The organism is Mycobacterium vicinigordonae (assembly GCF_013466425.1).
Classification (GTDB): Bacteria; Actinomycetota; Actinomycetes; order Mycobacteriales; family Mycobacteriaceae; genus Mycobacterium; species Mycobacterium vicinigordonae.
The window spans coordinates 141,792-156,579 of the sequence record NZ_CP059165.1 but is presented as its reverse complement, the minus strand read 5'-3'; the positions used below and the strand labels follow the sequence as shown (position 1 = coordinate 156,579).

At 60.1% G+C, this 14,788-nt stretch carries 14 protein-coding genes; 7 read left to right on the top strand and 7 right to left on the bottom strand.

Translation table 11 applies throughout. From position 1 onward, the window contains the following. The first annotated feature begins 119 nt into the window (after window positions 1–119). Complete coding sequence (locus tag H0P51_RS00695; RefSeq protein ID WP_180916158.1) at window positions 120–2,108, top strand: flavin-containing monooxygenase; 1,989 nt, start codon at window positions 120–122, stop codon at window positions 2,106–2,108. A gap of 127 nt (window positions 2,109–2,235) precedes the next feature. Here H0P51_RS00695 and H0P51_RS00690 read toward each other — a convergent pair whose 3' ends face one another. The 4 genes from H0P51_RS00690 to H0P51_RS00675 form a co-directional block, all read right to left on the bottom strand. After that, window positions 2,236–3,024 (bottom strand): alpha/beta fold hydrolase, encoded by a 789-nt coding sequence (locus tag H0P51_RS00690; RefSeq protein ID WP_246398291.1) that lies wholly within the window; start codon window positions 3,022–3,024, stop codon window positions 2,236–2,238. Window positions 3,025–3,105: 81 nt separating this feature from the next. Continuing rightward, window positions 3,106–4,167, bottom strand: a complete 1,062-nt coding sequence (locus tag H0P51_RS00685) for an acyl-CoA dehydrogenase family protein (RefSeq protein ID WP_180916156.1) — start codon at window positions 4,165–4,167, stop codon at window positions 3,106–3,108. Between the two features lie 16 nt (window positions 4,168–4,183). After that, a complete protein-coding gene (locus tag H0P51_RS00680; protein WP_180916155.1) occupies window positions 4,184–5,374 on the bottom strand; it encodes a thiolase family protein in 1,191 nt (396 codons plus the stop codon). Between the two features lie 256 nt (window positions 5,375–5,630). Beyond that, window positions 5,631–5,945: a hypothetical protein gene (locus H0P51_RS00675; RefSeq protein WP_180916154.1), complete on the bottom strand. Its 315-nt coding sequence runs from the start codon at window positions 5,943–5,945 to the stop codon at window positions 5,631–5,633. Between H0P51_RS00675 and H0P51_RS00670 the strand changes: the two genes are divergently transcribed. From H0P51_RS00670 to H0P51_RS00650, 5 genes are all read left to right on the top strand, one after another. After that, window positions 5,938–6,702, top strand: a complete 765-nt coding sequence (locus H0P51_RS00670) for an SDR family NAD(P)-dependent oxidoreductase (protein ID WP_180916153.1) — start codon at window positions 5,938–5,940, stop codon at window positions 6,700–6,702. The genes H0P51_RS00675 and H0P51_RS00670 overlap by 8 nt on opposite strands. Further along, window positions 6,699–7,466 (top strand): crotonase/enoyl-CoA hydratase family protein, encoded by a 768-nt coding sequence (locus H0P51_RS00665; protein WP_180916152.1) that lies wholly within the window; start codon window positions 6,699–6,701, stop codon window positions 7,464–7,466. The genes H0P51_RS00670 and H0P51_RS00665 overlap by 4 nt, the downstream gene beginning before the upstream one ends. Window positions 7,467–7,692: 226 nt before the next feature. Continuing rightward, window positions 7,693–8,505 carry an enoyl-CoA hydratase/isomerase family protein gene (locus H0P51_RS00660; RefSeq protein WP_180916151.1) on the top strand — a complete coding sequence of 271 codons (813 nt, stop codon included), beginning with the start codon at window positions 7,693–7,695 and terminating at the stop codon, window positions 8,503–8,505. Beyond that, entirely contained in the window at window positions 8,502–9,632 is a 1,131-nt protein-coding gene (locus H0P51_RS00655; protein ID WP_180916150.1) for an acyl-CoA dehydrogenase family protein, read from the top strand. Before H0P51_RS00660 ends, H0P51_RS00655 begins: the two co-directional genes overlap by 4 nt. Further along, the gene (locus H0P51_RS00650; protein WP_180916149.1) at window positions 9,629–10,624 is read left to right on the top strand and encodes an acyl-CoA dehydrogenase family protein; all 996 of its coding nucleotides are present in this window, start codon (window positions 9,629–9,631) and stop codon (window positions 10,622–10,624) included. Before H0P51_RS00655 ends, H0P51_RS00650 begins: the two co-directional genes overlap by 4 nt. Before the next feature lie 65 nt (window positions 10,625–10,689). Here the strand turns inward: H0P51_RS00650 and H0P51_RS00645 are convergent, their stop codons facing one another. Further along, window positions 10,690–11,028, bottom strand: a complete 339-nt coding sequence (locus tag H0P51_RS00645; protein ID WP_425489097.1) for a DUF732 domain-containing protein — start codon at window positions 11,026–11,028, stop codon at window positions 10,690–10,692. 790 nt (window positions 11,029–11,818) lie between these two features. Here H0P51_RS00645 and H0P51_RS00640 point away from each other — a divergent pair. Beyond that, a complete protein-coding gene (locus tag H0P51_RS00640; RefSeq protein WP_180916148.1) occupies window positions 11,819–12,316 on the top strand; it encodes a CAP domain-containing protein in 498 nt (165 codons plus the stop codon). A gap of 173 nt (window positions 12,317–12,489) precedes the next feature. On the opposite strand, the gene H0P51_RS00635 is transcribed toward H0P51_RS00640, so the two are convergent. Beyond that, window positions 12,490–12,855 (bottom strand): nuclear transport factor 2 family protein, encoded by a 366-nt coding sequence (locus H0P51_RS00635; protein WP_180916147.1) that lies wholly within the window; start codon window positions 12,853–12,855, stop codon window positions 12,490–12,492. Between the two features lie 16 nt (window positions 12,856–12,871). Continuing rightward, a complete protein-coding gene (locus tag H0P51_RS00630) occupies window positions 12,872–14,767 on the bottom strand; it encodes a flavin-containing monooxygenase (protein WP_180916146.1) in 1,896 nt (631 codons plus the stop codon). Between the last annotated feature and the right edge of the window lie 21 nt (window positions 14,768–14,788).

Here is a 14,788-nt window from a genome sequence, read left to right as displayed (position 1 = left end):
CGGGGACCCGTCGCAAGACCTCAGAACGTCCAACCTGCGTGGGACATTGAACCGCCCAGCGATCCACGGACCTGGCGCCGCATTGCATTCCGAAAGCGGCGAGATTATATTGAGACACCATGAATCAAAATTCATCCAGTTCAGCGTCAAAAGACGGGTTGGCGTCTGAGTCGTATTCGATCCCCTCAGCAGCACCCACTGACTGGGTCGAATCCCTGCGCGACGCATTGGTCGATGCGAACGTCCCGACGCTGTTGATGGTCCTGAGGCATCTCACCGGTGACCGGCGATGGACCACTGACCCATATCGACCAGGTCACGGCAAGCCTTTGGATGACAATGATTCGGCGCAGCTACCCCCAGAGCTACAGGCCGAGGTCCGGTCGGCCGCCCTGGACGCTGTTGTCGCCTACCGCGAGGGGCATCTGCAACCCGTTACACCGTCCCCGATCGAAGTCACGGAGATGCTTGGCTGTGCCATGGTGGATGAAGTCTCGGCCGAGTACGGCGAATTGCTCTCCGAGGAGATGGGTTTCATTTCGCGCGATATCGATATGCCCAGCGAACTCGTGCCGCCGGACTTCCATGTTGTCATCATCGGGGCGGGCCTGTCTGGCCTGTGTATGGGCGTCAAGCTCGCAGCGGCGGGGGTTGATTTCACCATCCTGGAAAAGGATTGTGACCTCGGTGGCACCTGGTTGGAGAACGTCTATCCCGGTTGCGGCGTGGACACGCCAGGCCATCTGTACTCATTCTCGTTCGCGCCTAATCCCGACATCACGCGATACTTTGCTCGGCGTGGCGAAGTGCAAGCCTACCTGCAGCGCATTGCATCGAAGTTCGAACTCAGGCAGCATATTCGGTTCGAAACAGAAGTCAGCCAGGCACGCTATGAAGCCCACGAACGCCGCTGGCATGTTGAGGTGCGCTCAAGGGGTCGCTCCGAAAACATCGTGGCCAACGTGCTGATCAGCGCAGTCGGCATGGTGAACCGGCCGCTGATTCCGGATCTGCCTGGCCTGGACGAATTTCCGGGTCCCGTGCTGCACACTGCCGCCTGGGATCCCGCGGTCGAGCTGACCAATAAGCGCGTTGCAGTAATCGGGACCGGAGCCAGCGCCATGCAGCTCGTGCCGTCGATCGTTGATGACGCTAAGCAAATCACAGTGTTTCAGCGTTCCAAGCAGTGGGCGATTCCGCATCCCAACTACCAGAGAGAGGTCAAGACCTCGGTACAACTACTGATGCGAGAGGTACCGTTCTACTTGCAGTGGTACCGCCTACGGGCCTTCTGGAACTTTAGTGACCGTTTACATTCCGCTCTGCAAATCGATCCAGACTGGCCAAACCCTGAACGGTCCGTGAATGCAACCAACGACCGCCATCGAGCATTTCTGACTAAGTACATCAAGGAACAACTGAGGGATCATACCGAGCTAATTGACGCTTGCCTTCCCGACTATCCGCCGTACGGCAAACGACCACTGATAGACAACAACTGGTATCAGACGATCGTTCGTGAGGATGTCTCGCTGGTCACTGAGGCTGTCGCTCATATCGACGGTTGTCGGGTGGTCACGGTATCTGGCGCGGGATTCGAAGCTGACATGATTGCTATGGCAACGGGTTTCAAAGTTCTTCAATTCCTCTGGCCGATGGACATCATCGGATTATCTGGCACGCCGTTGCGCGATCAGTGGGGTGCGCATGATGCTCGGGCCTACCTCGGGATAACTGTTCCTGACTTTCCCAATTTCTTTATCCTCAACGGCCCCAACACTAATGCCGGCCACGGCGGCAGTGCAATCCATTCCACTGAGTTTCAGGTCCGCTACGTGATGGAGGCTATCCGCAGTCTCCTCGCAACCGGCCAGGGTGCTATTGATGTCAACCGCGACAAATTCCTTCGTTACAACGCCGAGTTGGACGAAGCGCTTTCCCACTGCATTTGGTCACATCCGGGAATGACGACCTACTATCGCAACGAGTTCGGCCGCGTCGTGGTCAGCAGCCCATGGAAGTACGTGGACTACTGGCGGCGCCTGCTGCCTTTCGACCCGAACGACTACCACCAGGTAGATGTCCGTGATACTGCAGGAATGCGCTAGCTGATTGGGTACCGTTCTCTTCCTGGGCCGCCGGTCTGTCCTTCAGCAAGTGTTCTACCCGACGTGGACTAGGCACAGGGATCGGTCTCGCCACTAAACTCGCTGGCACGCAACGTGAGAGTGGATGTTAAAGAAATCCGGCCAGGATCCGGTCGAACTCCTCTGCCGCTTCCAGCATCGGGAAGTGCCCGCAGCCAAGTTCGGTTAGGGTCGCGTCTACTAGGTGCTGTTGTAGCCACCGAGCACCACCTCCGGAATGCACTGGGTCCGCCTTGCCCGTGATCTGTAAGACCGGTTGCCTTACTTCTGGTAACTCATGTACCAGGTCACTCCGGAGCATTGTCTGGTAGCAGGCGACCGCCGACCAGCTCGGCATCCGCAGCCAGGTACGCAACAGCCATTCGATGACACCTGGGTGCTGTTCGCTTGCGAAGCAAGACCGGATCAGCCGATGCCTGGCCGCGATCCGGTCTTGTATCTCGTCTTGGACCATGTGGGCCACAAGTGTCTCCGGAGGTCCCCCAAACGGAAACTCGTCGCTTCGGCTGGCACGCACTGCATTCGAGCCGACGAGCACCAGTTTCGAGACCAAGTATGGAGCCACAACTGCGGTGTGAAAAGCCACCTGGCCACCAAATGAGTGACCGACCAAAACCACATCACGCACTCGCAGTGTCTCGAGCACCGCCACCAAGTCGTCGCGTAGGCGATCGATCTCGTACCCGTGCAGGGGATGGTCGGAGCTGCCGTGTCCGCGTTGAGTTACACATATTGTTCGATACCCGGCTGCGGCAAAGACTCTGACCTGTCTGTCCCAAAGTTCGTGGTCAAGTCCGAAACCCGAAACAAACACGACGGCTGGACCTGTGCCGAGATCCTGGATATGAAGGCGCACTTGATCTTCCACGTTAATCATGGGCATTACCGGGGTCTCCGTCTTCCTCATCTAGTCGATGGCGTCTTGGCAGGGGCATCTGGACGAGGTAGGGCAAGCACGTCATGAAGCGGTCCGAGGCTCGTCAGTATTGCCGAAGAGCTCTGCCGCTAAGACGCGGCGTGGGTCGGAGTACAGCTGGCCAACTACCCGGATGAACCGCGCATCCGCGAACGTCTGGGAGATCGGGTACTCCCGCATGTACCCGTAGCCGCCGTGTAGCTGAAGGCTTTGGTCGGCGGTACGGTCGGATACCTCTACGGCGACATGACGAGCCGTTGCAGCTTCCTGCGGTGTGAGCGTCCTCGCAGCGCGGGCGATCAGACAATGATCGACATAGCTTGCAGCCGTAATTTGTTCCGCCGTCAACTCGGCCAGTCGGAACTGCGTGTTCTCAAACTCGGCCAGCGGTCTTCCGAAAATCCGGCGACTTCCGACGTAGTCGAGTGCGAGTTCCAAGGCCCGACGTGCGCTTGCTAGCGCGATGACCGCGAGCCAAAGGTCGATGTCGCGATGCAGTGCGTCCGCTGCTGCAGTAATGCGGCTGCATCCGGTCAGGTCGGCCAGCTCCATGTCCACATTGGCGGCGCTCGCGTCCTTGCCCATCACGGTCGGCCCGAAGGGGGCGATGCGCACCCCGGGGTAGCTGGCAGGCACGAGGGTCACTACGTCGTTGGTCGAAAGCACCAGCAAGTCAGCCAGTTGCCCACCGGGCAGACTCGCCGTGCGGAAGCCGGCAGTGGGGATACCGATCACCTCACCGGACGCCAGACCCGGAGCCCACCGGCGTTGATCGGTCGCGGGGGTGTGCTCAAGAAGGAAAGGTATAACCACGCCTGAGTGCAGTGCCCACAGCAGCGCCAGGCCGGTAGCGCCGGCATTGACCGTTTCCTCGAGCAACACGGCGAGAAATCCGTAGTCCTCGGCGTCTCCACCACCGAATCGTTCTGGGACCGCAACCCCTAGAAATCCGTGAGCTCCCGCAGCAGCAAAGACGGTTCGCTGGAGGGAATTGTCGCGGTGCCAATCGGTTAGCCAGGGAGCGACTTCGGCATTGATGAAGCGAGCAGCGCTGTCGCGGAATACTTCGTGGTCATCGCTGTAGATCGATCGAATCGGTGACACTGCTGCGGCCCGGCGGCTAGAGGCGTTCGATCAGGGTGGCATTCGCCATCCCGCCTGCCTCGCACATCGACTGCAGGCCGAAGCGGCCGCCACTTGCCTCCAGCGCATTCAGCATGGTGGTAAGTAGGCGAGCACCTGAGGCTCCGAGTGGATGGCCCAGTGCGATAGCCCCACCGCATGGATTCAACTTATCTGGATTGGCGCCGAAGTGGTGTGCCCACGCCATGGGTACGGGTGCGAACGCTTCGTTGATCTCGAAGTGGTCGACGTCGTCGATCGTCAGCTGTGAGCGCCGTAACACCTTCTCGGTAGCGGGAATTGGACCTGTCAGCATGGTCAGAGGGTCGTCGCCTGCCAAGCCGAACGAATGAAACCGCGCCCGCGGGGTCAAGCCCAACTCGGCAGCGGTAGTGTCAGCCATGATCAACAGCGCGGCTGCACCATCGGCAAGCTGCGATGAGTTGCCCGCCGTGATGGTCCAGTCGGTGATCTCTGGAAACCGCTCGGCCATCTCTTCGGAGTAGAACGACGACTTGAGCATGGCTAAGCCCTCTTGTGTAGTGGTCGGTCGGATGGTTTCGTCGGTGCGCACTGTGCCGTCAGGAGTCACTATCGGCACTATCTCGGAGCTGAAGTCCGTGGCAGCTGCTTTGCGGTGCGAGGAAGCGGAGAACTCATCGATCGCGTCGCGATCTAACTTCCATCTCGCTGCGATCAGCTCAGCTGAAACACCTTGTGGGACGAGGCCAGGTGAGTACCTCTTCGCGACCGAAGGGCCGTAGGGATCCTGTCCAATCCGAGCGGTGAACATCGGTATCCGGCTCATCGACTCCACCCCGGCCGCTACCACAATGTCGCACGCACCGGCCATGATGGCCTGCGCTGCGAAGTCTGCCGATTGCTGGCTAGACCCACACGCACGGTGAACGGCCACAGACGGAACACTTTCGGGCAGTCCGGCCGCGAGCCACGCCCATCTGCCAACAGGCCCGGCCTGTTCGCCGACTTGGCTGACGCAGCCCGCGATGACGTCGTCCACGCGTGCTGGATCGATCCCGGTGCGGTTCATCAGCTCCGCGATCACCTGACCCAATAGCTCAGCCGGATGCATGCCACTCAGCGCCCCGCCCGGCCGACCGTCTCTGGGCGGCTTGCCCTTTCCCATCGGGGAGCGAACTGCATCGATAATGACGGCCGCACGTGACATGATTCTCCTATTTTTCGATTATTGTCGCCGCGTTAGCGTCGCTGCCGCGCGGCGAACGGGCCGAAGCCCAGGTGAAACCCGGGCATCTGGCGAACCCGTCCATCAGCGGTGCCGATCCGCTGTCGAGCCCTGCGATGACTCCCGCTGGCGTGGTGGACATCTGGTATCTCAGGGACGATCCGTCGGGACGATTTTAGAACCATACCGTCTCAGTAATGTAGTGGCAACGGCTGGTGCACAGTTGAGAGCCGTGGAACTAGCCGAAGACGTGAGCAATCTTGCCGTTGAGCGCGCCCGGGCCAGCCCAGTCAAGAACGCTTCGGGTGCGCCGACAGCGGCCGTCGGCCCGCCGGCGGACCGGGATGGAACCGCTGCCACGGTCGAGTCGCATATCAAAGGCGATGTGAGCACCCGTCCCTGCCAACTGCGAGATGTCATCGTTGACAGTCTCTTTCGTGAAGGCGATTATTGAGACATACTGACTTAAAATGAACGGCCCGGCCACAGGACGATGGGGGTCCTGCGCATGGTTTTGCCACCTGGCGATCGAATGAAAGGCAACGATGAACATCGATGGAACATCGGCGGTAGTGACTGGAGGCGCCTCGGGTCTAGGCCTGGCCACCGTCCGACGGCTCCTTGACCAAGGATCGCAGGTGATCATCGCCGACCTGCAGTCTTCGGCAGGCGCGGATGTGGCTGCCAACCTCGGCCCACGGGCAAAATTCGTTCCAGCGGATGTGCGAAGCGCCACTGACGTGAGTGCGGCCCTTGATAGTGCGGAAGAAGTCGGCTCATTGCGCGTGGTCGTACACTGCGCAGGCCGGGGCGGACCAGTTCGAGTGGTTGACAAGCGGGGAAACCCCGGGTCGTTGGAACTCTATACCGAGATTGTCACCACCAACCTCATCGGCTCCTTCAACGTACTGCGGCTGGCGGCTGCCCGGATGGCCAACAATGAGCCAATCGATGGCGACCGCGGCGTCATCGTCCTGACGGCATCGGTGGCAGCTTTTGAAGGACAGATTGGTCAGATCCCGTACGCGTCCTCAAAGGCCGGAATTGTCGGAATGACCATTGTTGCCGCGCGTGATCTCGCGAGTAGGAAGATCCGAGTCAACACCATTGCACCGGGCACCTTCGACACCCCGTTGTTGGCGCGATTGCCCGAGGACGTACGACAGTCACTGTCCGCCTCCGTCCCCCATCCCAGCCGCCTCGGGAATCCTGACGAATTCGCTCGCCTAGCCGTGGCAATCATCGACAACGGCATGCTCAACGGCGAGACAATCAGGTTGGATGGCGCTATCCGGATGGCACCGCGATGAGTAGCCGCATAGACGTCGAAATAACGGTGAACACCGCTGTGCTCACCATCAATCGCCCATCAGTACGCAATGCAATCGATCTCGCGACGGCACAGCAAATTGCCGCCGCCCTAGACGACTTCGACCGCAACAAGGTTGTACGTACGATCGTCATCACTGGCAGTGGAGGGTTCTTCAGTGCCGGAATGGATCTTAAGGCGCTGGCCGCGACCAACGAGCGGCCCATTAGCGACGACCGGGGTGCATTCGGGATTGTCGAAAAGCCACCTATCAAACCCCTCATCGCGGCGGTCGAGGGCGCAGCCCTCGGCGGAGGACTCGAGATTGCCCTAACCGCAGACATCATAGTTGCCGCGCAGGACGCAAAATTCGGGCTGCCCGAGGTATCGCGGGGGCTGGTCGCCACCGCAGGCGGCGCCATCCGGTTGCCGACCCGCATCCCGCGGGCACTGGCCCTTGAGATGATCATGACCGGCGCACCGATCTCCGCTAAGCGCGCCTACGAAATCGGCCTGGTAAATCATGTTGTTCCCCCAGGCACCACCCTCGCGGCGGCGCGTGAGATAGCCGGAGTGATCGCGCGAAACGCTCCCATAGCCGTGCGCGCCGCCAAGGCTGTTGCTAGTCGTTCTTCCGGATGGCCCGAGGCGGACGCGTTCACTCTGCAGCGCCGCTTTACTGATCCGGTACGCGAGTCTGCCGACGCCGCTGAAGGTGCTCGCGCATTCATCGAGAAACGTCCACCAGTTTGGCGGGATGCTTGACCGCTCACCGGGCGGGCCGCGTAGCGGAACCGTGCTGACTGTTCAGGGGAACGTTGCCGGATACCGCTAGTACTGCAACCATGCCATCGCGCGTTAAGTAGCTGCAGTGTTTTCGCTTCGGAGTTCACTTGAACCGTTATGGTCGGGCGGCTCACGGCGTTGACGGTACAGCTGTCAGCACCCTATTATTATGCGACATTGTGTCTCACAAACAGAAGGGTTTGAGATGACCACGGATGTGCCTGTGCACAAACCCGTCCCGGGCTCCGTTGACATCGACGTTAAAGTGCCAGTCCGCGGAGTGGCTGTCATTGAGATCCGGCGGCCACCCAACAACTTCTTCGACGCCGCGCTTATCAGCTTGATCGCCGACATCGCTCACACGCTTGCCTCGGACAATGACACTCGTGCGATTGTCGTGGCCTCACAAGGCAAAAACTTCTGCGCCGGGGCCGATTTCAACAGCGTCAGCGGTGCAGCTCAGATATCTGCCGACGAGGGCGCTCGCGAGTTGTATTCGGCCGCCGCGCGACTGTTCGCGTCAGAGCTGCCCCTCGTGGCAGCCGTGCAGGGAGCGGCGGTGGGCGGCGGAATGGGACTGGCACTCGCCGCTGATTTCCGGGTCGCCGGCCCGCGGTCTCGATTCGCCGCGAATTTCTCCCGAATCGGGTTGCATCACGGCTTCGGCATGACCGTAACAATGCCCCGCATTGTGGGCACGCAGTACGCGACGGACCTGCTGCTGACCGGGCGGAACATAGACGGGGCCGAGGCGTTTCGCGTCGGGTTGGTGGACCGACTCGTCGATGATGACGCCATTCGGGACTCAGCAATCCTACTGGCTACCGAACTGGCCACGACCGCACCACTTGCGTTGCGCAGCATACGAAAGACCCTCCGCCGCGGGTTGGCCGAAGCGGTGGCAACCGCTACCGATCACGAGCGGGCCGAGCAGGCATGGCTGCGGGCGACGAACGATTTCGCCGAAGGAGTACGTGCCTCGGCGGATCGCCGCACACCCACATTTATCGGCCGATGAGCACCACCGATACCGGCTCCCCACGAACCATCGCACAGTTGCGTACAGCTGTGCGCGACCTCACCGATCAGTGGCTCGCCGAAGGCCGCTACACCCCCCGTAGCGACTGCTGGCTACGTTCGTTCAATCTGCAATTCTCCCGAGAACTAGCTGACCGCAGACTCATTGGGTTGACCCTTCCGGCCGAGTTCGGCGGCGGTGGTCAGGATGCACGATCTCGCCTCGTCGTCACCGAGGAGTTGCTGCGGGCCGGAGCGCCAGTCGCCGCGCACTGGATTGGGGATCGTCAAATCGGACCTACGATACTGCGATACGGCAACCGTGATCTCCAGTGTGAAATACTGCCGGGCATCGTCAAGGCTGAAATTGTGTTCTGCCTGGGTATGAGTGAACCAGAGGCCGGTTCTGACCTAGCCGCGGTGCGCACTGCAGCACGCAAGGTAGTCGGCGGTTGGCGGATCAATGGACGTAAGACCTGGACGAGTCACGCTCACCACGCTACACACAGCTATGTCTTGGCGCGGACCGATGCAGCGGGCAGAAAGCACGATGGGCTTACGGAATTCATCGTAGATATGGCGGCTGACGGTGTTGAGGTACAACCGATCTGGGACATGTCTGACGAGCACCATTTCAACGAAGTGACGTTCACCGAGGTCTTTGTCCCGGAGCACCGACTCATCGGCACAGCAGGACGGGGCTGGCGTCAGGTGGTCGAGCAATTGTCCTTTGAGCGAGGTGGACCCGAGCGTGTATTGAGTACGTATCCACTACTACGCGAGGTGATTACACACCTGCGGCATACCCACGACACTCGATTTGATACTGAGCTTGGCAAGCTCGTCGCGCGGCTGTCGACCTTGCGCCGGCAATGCTGGGAGATCGCCGAGGCTCTCGACGCGGGCCGGGCGCCCGTGACTGAGGCCGCCATGGTCAAGCAGCAGGGAACCAGCTTCGAAATCGACGTTATCGAATTCGCTCGTCGCGCCGCGTGCGGCTCGGCGAATCACGACGCTATTGCGCGGGCACTGCTGGCAGCACCGGGCTTCAGCATTCGCGGCGGCTCATCGGATGTGTTGCTCTCCATCGTCGCGAACAGCGAGGCAACTAAGAAGGCCACAGCATGAGCGAGTTTGCGCGTGAACTAACCGACCTCGTCCGAGATATGTCGAAAGATGCAGACACGACATCCGGCGGCGCGGTGGCCCAGCGGCGGTGGGAACAATTACAGGAACTGGGTTTGACCGGTATAGCAATCGCCGAGAATGCGGGGGGATCCGGAGGAAGCCTCGCCGACCTGATTCTGGTCATCCGCGAACTCGCTCGAGCGGGTCTGAACACGCCCATCGTGGAAGCCTCCGTAGCCGCGTACGCAGTCGGTGCCGCACCGAAAGGCGCTTTCGACACGGTCGTCATCAGCCATCTGGCGCACCTGGCTCCCATACTGTCGGCGGACCTTGGGTTAATTACATTCGCGCCGATGGCACGCCGGGTAGCCATCGTGGGCGCGGCCGAGGTGGCCAGTCTTGCGCTCGCCGACGCTACAGTCGACCCACTGGTCGACATCGCGGGTCTACCAGCAGGACACGTAAGGGTCAACCACGCACCCTGTGCGATACATCCCCAGATCAGCCCTAACGACGTCCTCGAACGCCTCACGCTCACGAGGTCGGCCGCGCTTGTCGGAAGCGCCTGGGCGGCATATGAACTAACCCGCAGCTATGTTGTCGAACGCAAACAGTTCGGTGCACCTCTGATGAAGCTCATGCCCGTCAGGACCGGCTTAGCCCATATGGCCATAGGCATCCGCGCTGCCCAGTCGGCGCTGGACCGAGCGGTTGAATTGGCTGTCTCTGTGGACAGTTCCCCACTGCAGCGCTTCGGTGCAGCAGCCAGCGCGCGCATCGCTGCCGCACACATGGCGACGTTGGTGGCCAGGACATCTCATCAACTTCACGGCGCTGTCGGCATTACCCGCGAATACCGACTGCACCGCTTTACCCGGTCGCTCTGGGCACACCGTGATGCCGACAGGTCCGAACAAGACTGGAACTCGCGCCTGGGAGCGGTAGCACGCACCCTCGACGAGGACATGCTCTGGGAGCAACTAACGAATTGAAACAAAGCAACACTCGCAACCTGCTATTCGGTAGGCTGCGGCAGCGGTACGACCACCGCGTGTTGCTATCCCGCCGGGGATCGATAGTGCGCAGCTGAGTTTCGCAGCTGCCAGATCTCGGCGGGGCATAGTATCCCCACCGAATACGAAATCAGGTAGTTAGCCGCGTACTCGTCGTTGGGCAGTACGTCACTTTTCACATCCTCAATCACTCGAGCGTAGCTTTCACCCTGGTTGACCTTTTCGCAGATGCCTCGACCGTAGCTGAGCGCATCACTTTCCGGAAATGCGTAATGTCGCCGCGCCACAACGTTATATAAGTACTCGACCTCAGGAGCCGGAACGGCATGTGCACGGGGTAGTAGTAACTGAAGGTTGGCGCCGACGCCAGCCACCGCAATCAGCAAGGGAATCAGCAGGTGCCGCCACCTTGCTAGCCTAGGCCTGCCTGAAGGCTCGCCCAGTGGGGAGCCCGCGATGTCGTCGAGGTTCATCGACCCGTGCAGCACCGGATACACATTCACAAGCGGTCCTTTCGGTCGAGCAGGACGCGGGTCCGGTTCAATATTGAGTTCAGACACCACAAGTCACACCGACGCTTGAAACCAAGCTACGCGCTGCGGCCCGGTACAACGTGAGATGTCGGCTGACAGCGACGACGGTGCTAGAAGATCACTGGGAGGCTACAGCCGACACGCTGCAGTGGCCGGCTCCAGCTCGCCAACGGCTATCCTCGAAGCCTGAAATGACGGGTCGTTGGATACCTATACACGTACCGTGCGGAATCCAGGAGTTCGATTGCGGCACATAGCTTCCAACCACGCCGCACCCCCCACAACTATACCGGCGGATAGGCTGGCGCCGGACTCACGCCCCTGAGCGCCCACGGTAACCAGCTGAAGAAGTGTTCGAGTTCATCGCTAGCGTCGTAGTCTGGGTTGGGATCCATGAATGTTCGGCTCCTTACGTTAAGCATGCAGAACGGATCTCGTTTGCACAGCAGGCCAGACAAACCCCAGCGAATTCGCTGCTCTGGCGAGCGAAGCCTTCCGCCTGGTCCCGATCTCTGTGAGATTGTGCGTCTCAAATACTACGGCTACGTGGCCAGCTGCGTCAACGCCAAATGCGCCGGAGCAGTTGCAGATATTTGCGACGATGGTGCTCAAATAGGACTTGGCTTGTATAGTCCAGTGAATGTGGGTCACCTGCAAAAGTATTCAGCGTTGGTTGGTTGCCGTGGTCGCCCTCGCAGCTCCTACGATCACGTTTTCTGTCGCACCCGCGGAGGCGGACAACAAGAGGCTGAATGATAGCGTGGTGGCTAACGTGTACACAGTCCAACATCAGGCAGGCTGCACCACAGATCTGAAGGTTGATCCACGGCTCCGCTTGGCCGCGCAATGGCATGCGGAGGACCTCTTGAACAACCGTTATCTCACCGGCAACAGCGGGTCTGACGGTTCGTCGCCGCAACAGCGGGCCAACGCTGCCGGTTTCACCGGCACGGCCACTGAAACGGTCGCAATCAGCCCAGCACTTGCTATCAGTGGGCTAGACATCATGCAGCAGTGGTATGAAGACCCAGAATCGCTTGCCACAATGCGCGATTGCAACAACACGGCGATAGGGGTCTGGTCGTTGAATAGCCTAGATCGATCGGTAGTTGTTGCAGTTTACGGCAAGAGAAGCTGACCAGTCCGGGTTCGACGAGCACCATGATCCAGACCGGCGCTCGACTACCAAACCTAGGTTCGTCGGGCAGGAGCTGTAATCTGATTTGCTTAGCCATATTTCGGCGAGATGCACCCACGACGAGCCCGCGGGTGCCCCCGTCACGGCCGCCGTGCATGCAGCTGCAGCATGTATCAGGCTTCGCTCAGCTTCTGGATTAGTTCAGCTGTGTCCCAATAGAATGGCCGCACCAAGGCCACTTTGCCATCCCTGAAGTGCCACCACTCGGCCACTTCGATCTCGAAGGCACGCGGCTTGGGGGAACGGACTACGAAGTTCACCACCACCACGTCGCCGCTTGCCACAACGTGCTTGATTTCGAGCGTCGACAGGTCGTACGCGGCGGCCAAAGTGCCTAGTGCGCGGCCGAACTCCTCTCGTCCCCGGTAGATACCGCCCACGGGTAGCGACGAGGCCTCTTCCAGGATGACATCGGGGTGGCAGTATGAGAAGAACGTCTGCACGTCTGCGGCGCGCACCGCAGCGTAGATTCTGTGCACAGTTTCCACGTTGTGCTCAGCCGAGATTGGCGCGCGATTCGTCATGGTTTCCTTTCAGTTCACCGTTGCTTGTTCTTACCGGCATCGACCGATCAAGGATCGCTTGTTCATCGATACGTTCGCGGCGCCAATCAGCCAGCAACTGCTCGTAGAGCGAGTGCTCGCCGCCGAACGCGTGCTCCCAAAGGGGCGCCGTGGTGCCCTTTCCCTCAAGTGCTCCCTCCGCGTTGTAGTAACCGGGCGTGCACATGCGGGTGGCTGCAGGGTCATATACCGAGTTCTCGGCAATTGTATGTGCCCAGTATTTTTCAGCCACTTCTGAGATCTCGATCGTGGCATGCCCGCCGTCCTTCAGGTCCTGGATAAGGCTGGCAACGTGGCGGGCTTGGATAGCGTTGACGAACAAGACATTGATCGACACTGCGGCATGCCGGATTCCTCCGACGACATACATATTGGGGAATCCCGCCGTCATGATGCCGTGCAGGGTTCTGAACTCCTCCTGCCAGCGCTCCTCCAGCGATCCACCGCCGCGGCCATATATCGGAAAGCCGCCGGCACGGCCGGGCGAAACCGCTGCTTCGAACCCGGTGGCGTAGATGATGCAGTCGACCTCATACGCGGTGCCGTCGAAGTGAATCGCGTTGGCAGTAACGAGATCTGGACCTCGGCCCTTGGTATCCACGAGCGTGACGTTCGGGCGGTTAAAGGTCTGCAGATATCCATCGTGGAATCCCGGCCGTTTGCAGTGGGAGCTAAACCATGGCTTAAGCGCCTCCGCGGTGGCCGGATCGTCGACTATCTCATCCACACGGGCACGGATGCGCTCCATTTGGATGTGCTCATTCTCGCGCACCGCCTTCTGGTATGCCTCCATATCGGGTGGTGATCCATCAGCTGGGATCTGGAGCCGCGGAAGGCTCCAGATTCCCTGGGTCCACTGATCTCCGACGAGATCTTCGTCATGCGGAATACCCGCCAGCAATCCGTCGAAGTTGATCATGCGACGCCGTTGCCAACCGGGCTTGAGGCTGGCGAACCAGTCGTTGTCAGTTGGGCAATTGTTGCGGATGTCGACGGCGGTTGGGGTTCGCTGGAAGACATAGAGTTCCTTCGCGTCGGCGCCGAGATGTGGAACGACCTGCAGCGCAGTCGCTCCCGTTCCAATCAGGGCGACCCGTTTGTCGCTCAGTTTGGTTAGGCCACCAGTAATATCCCCACCTGTGTATTCGTAGTCCCATCGACTGGTGTGAAACGTCTTACCTTCGAACGACTCCAGTCCCTGAATTCCAGGCAGCTTCGGACGGTGCAGCAAGCCCCCGGTAGCCAGCACCACGTGGCGGGCCCGAACCACGTCTCCACGATTCGTGCGAATCAGCCAGCGATCCTGCTCGTCCGTCCAGCACATCTCGGTGACACGCGTTTGGAAGAGGGTCTTCTCGTATAAGTTCCAATGTTGCCCGATCCGGCGTGCATATTCACGGATCTCCGCCCCACTGGCATACTTTTCGGTTGGTACGTATCCCAGTTCCTCGAGGTAGGGAAGGTATATATATGCCTCGACGTCGCAGCACAGACCAGGATAGCGATTCCAATACCAGGTGCCGCCCAAATCGGCCCCCTTCTCGACGATGAGAACATCGTCCAGTCCCTCTTTGAGCAACTCGACAGCAGTTATCAGGCTGGAGAATCCCCCACCGATCAAAACCACTTCGGCGGTGCTTGTCACCGCTTCGCGCGGTGTCAAGGCTGGATTGAATGGATCTGCCTCCAGCTCGGACCCGATATCAATCGCCTGGTACTGACCCGCCCCATCCGCCCGTACTCGCTTCGCACGCTCTTCCTGGTACCTGACCTCGATGGCATCGAAATCGATGGCCGATTCGCTATCCTGAGCTCTTTCATCGGTCATGAGCAACCTCCTCATCGGTGT

Bases quoted from the DNA above. Each gene is read 5' to 3' on its own strand.
- H0P51_RS00655 (WP_180916150.1), top strand. From the start codon at position 8,502: ATGAGCACCACCGATACCGGCTCCCCACGAACCATCGCACAGTTGCGT.
- H0P51_RS00675 (WP_180916154.1), bottom strand. From the start codon at position 5,945: ATGTTCATCGTTGCCTTTCATTCGATCGCCAGGTGGCAAAACCATGCG.
- H0P51_RS00660 (WP_180916151.1), top strand. From the start codon at position 7,693: ATGACCACGGATGTGCCTGTGCACAAACCCGTCCCGGGCTCCGTTGAC.
- H0P51_RS00650 (WP_180916149.1), top strand. From the start codon at position 9,629: ATGAGCGAGTTTGCGCGTGAACTAACCGACCTCGTCCGAGATATGTCG.
- H0P51_RS00630 (WP_180916146.1), bottom strand. From the start codon at position 14,767: ATGACCGATGAAAGAGCTCAGGATAGCGAATCGGCCATCGATTTCGAT.
- H0P51_RS00695 (WP_180916158.1), top strand. From the start codon at position 120: ATGAATCAAAATTCATCCAGTTCAGCGTCAAAAGACGGGTTGGCGTCT.
- H0P51_RS00670 (WP_180916153.1), top strand. From the start codon at position 5,938: ATGAACATCGATGGAACATCGGCGGTAGTGACTGGAGGCGCCTCGGGT.
- H0P51_RS00680 (WP_180916155.1), bottom strand. From the start codon at position 5,374: ATGTCACGTGCGGCCGTCATTATCGATGCAGTTCGCTCCCCGATGGGA.
- H0P51_RS00640 (WP_180916148.1), top strand. From the start codon at position 11,819: ATGTGGGTCACCTGCAAAAGTATTCAGCGTTGGTTGGTTGCCGTGGTC.
- H0P51_RS00690 (WP_246398291.1), bottom strand. From the start codon at position 3,024: ATGATTAACGTGGAAGATCAAGTGCGCCTTCATATCCAGGATCTCGGC.
- H0P51_RS00665 (WP_180916152.1), top strand. From the start codon at position 6,699: ATGAGTAGCCGCATAGACGTCGAAATAACGGTGAACACCGCTGTGCTC.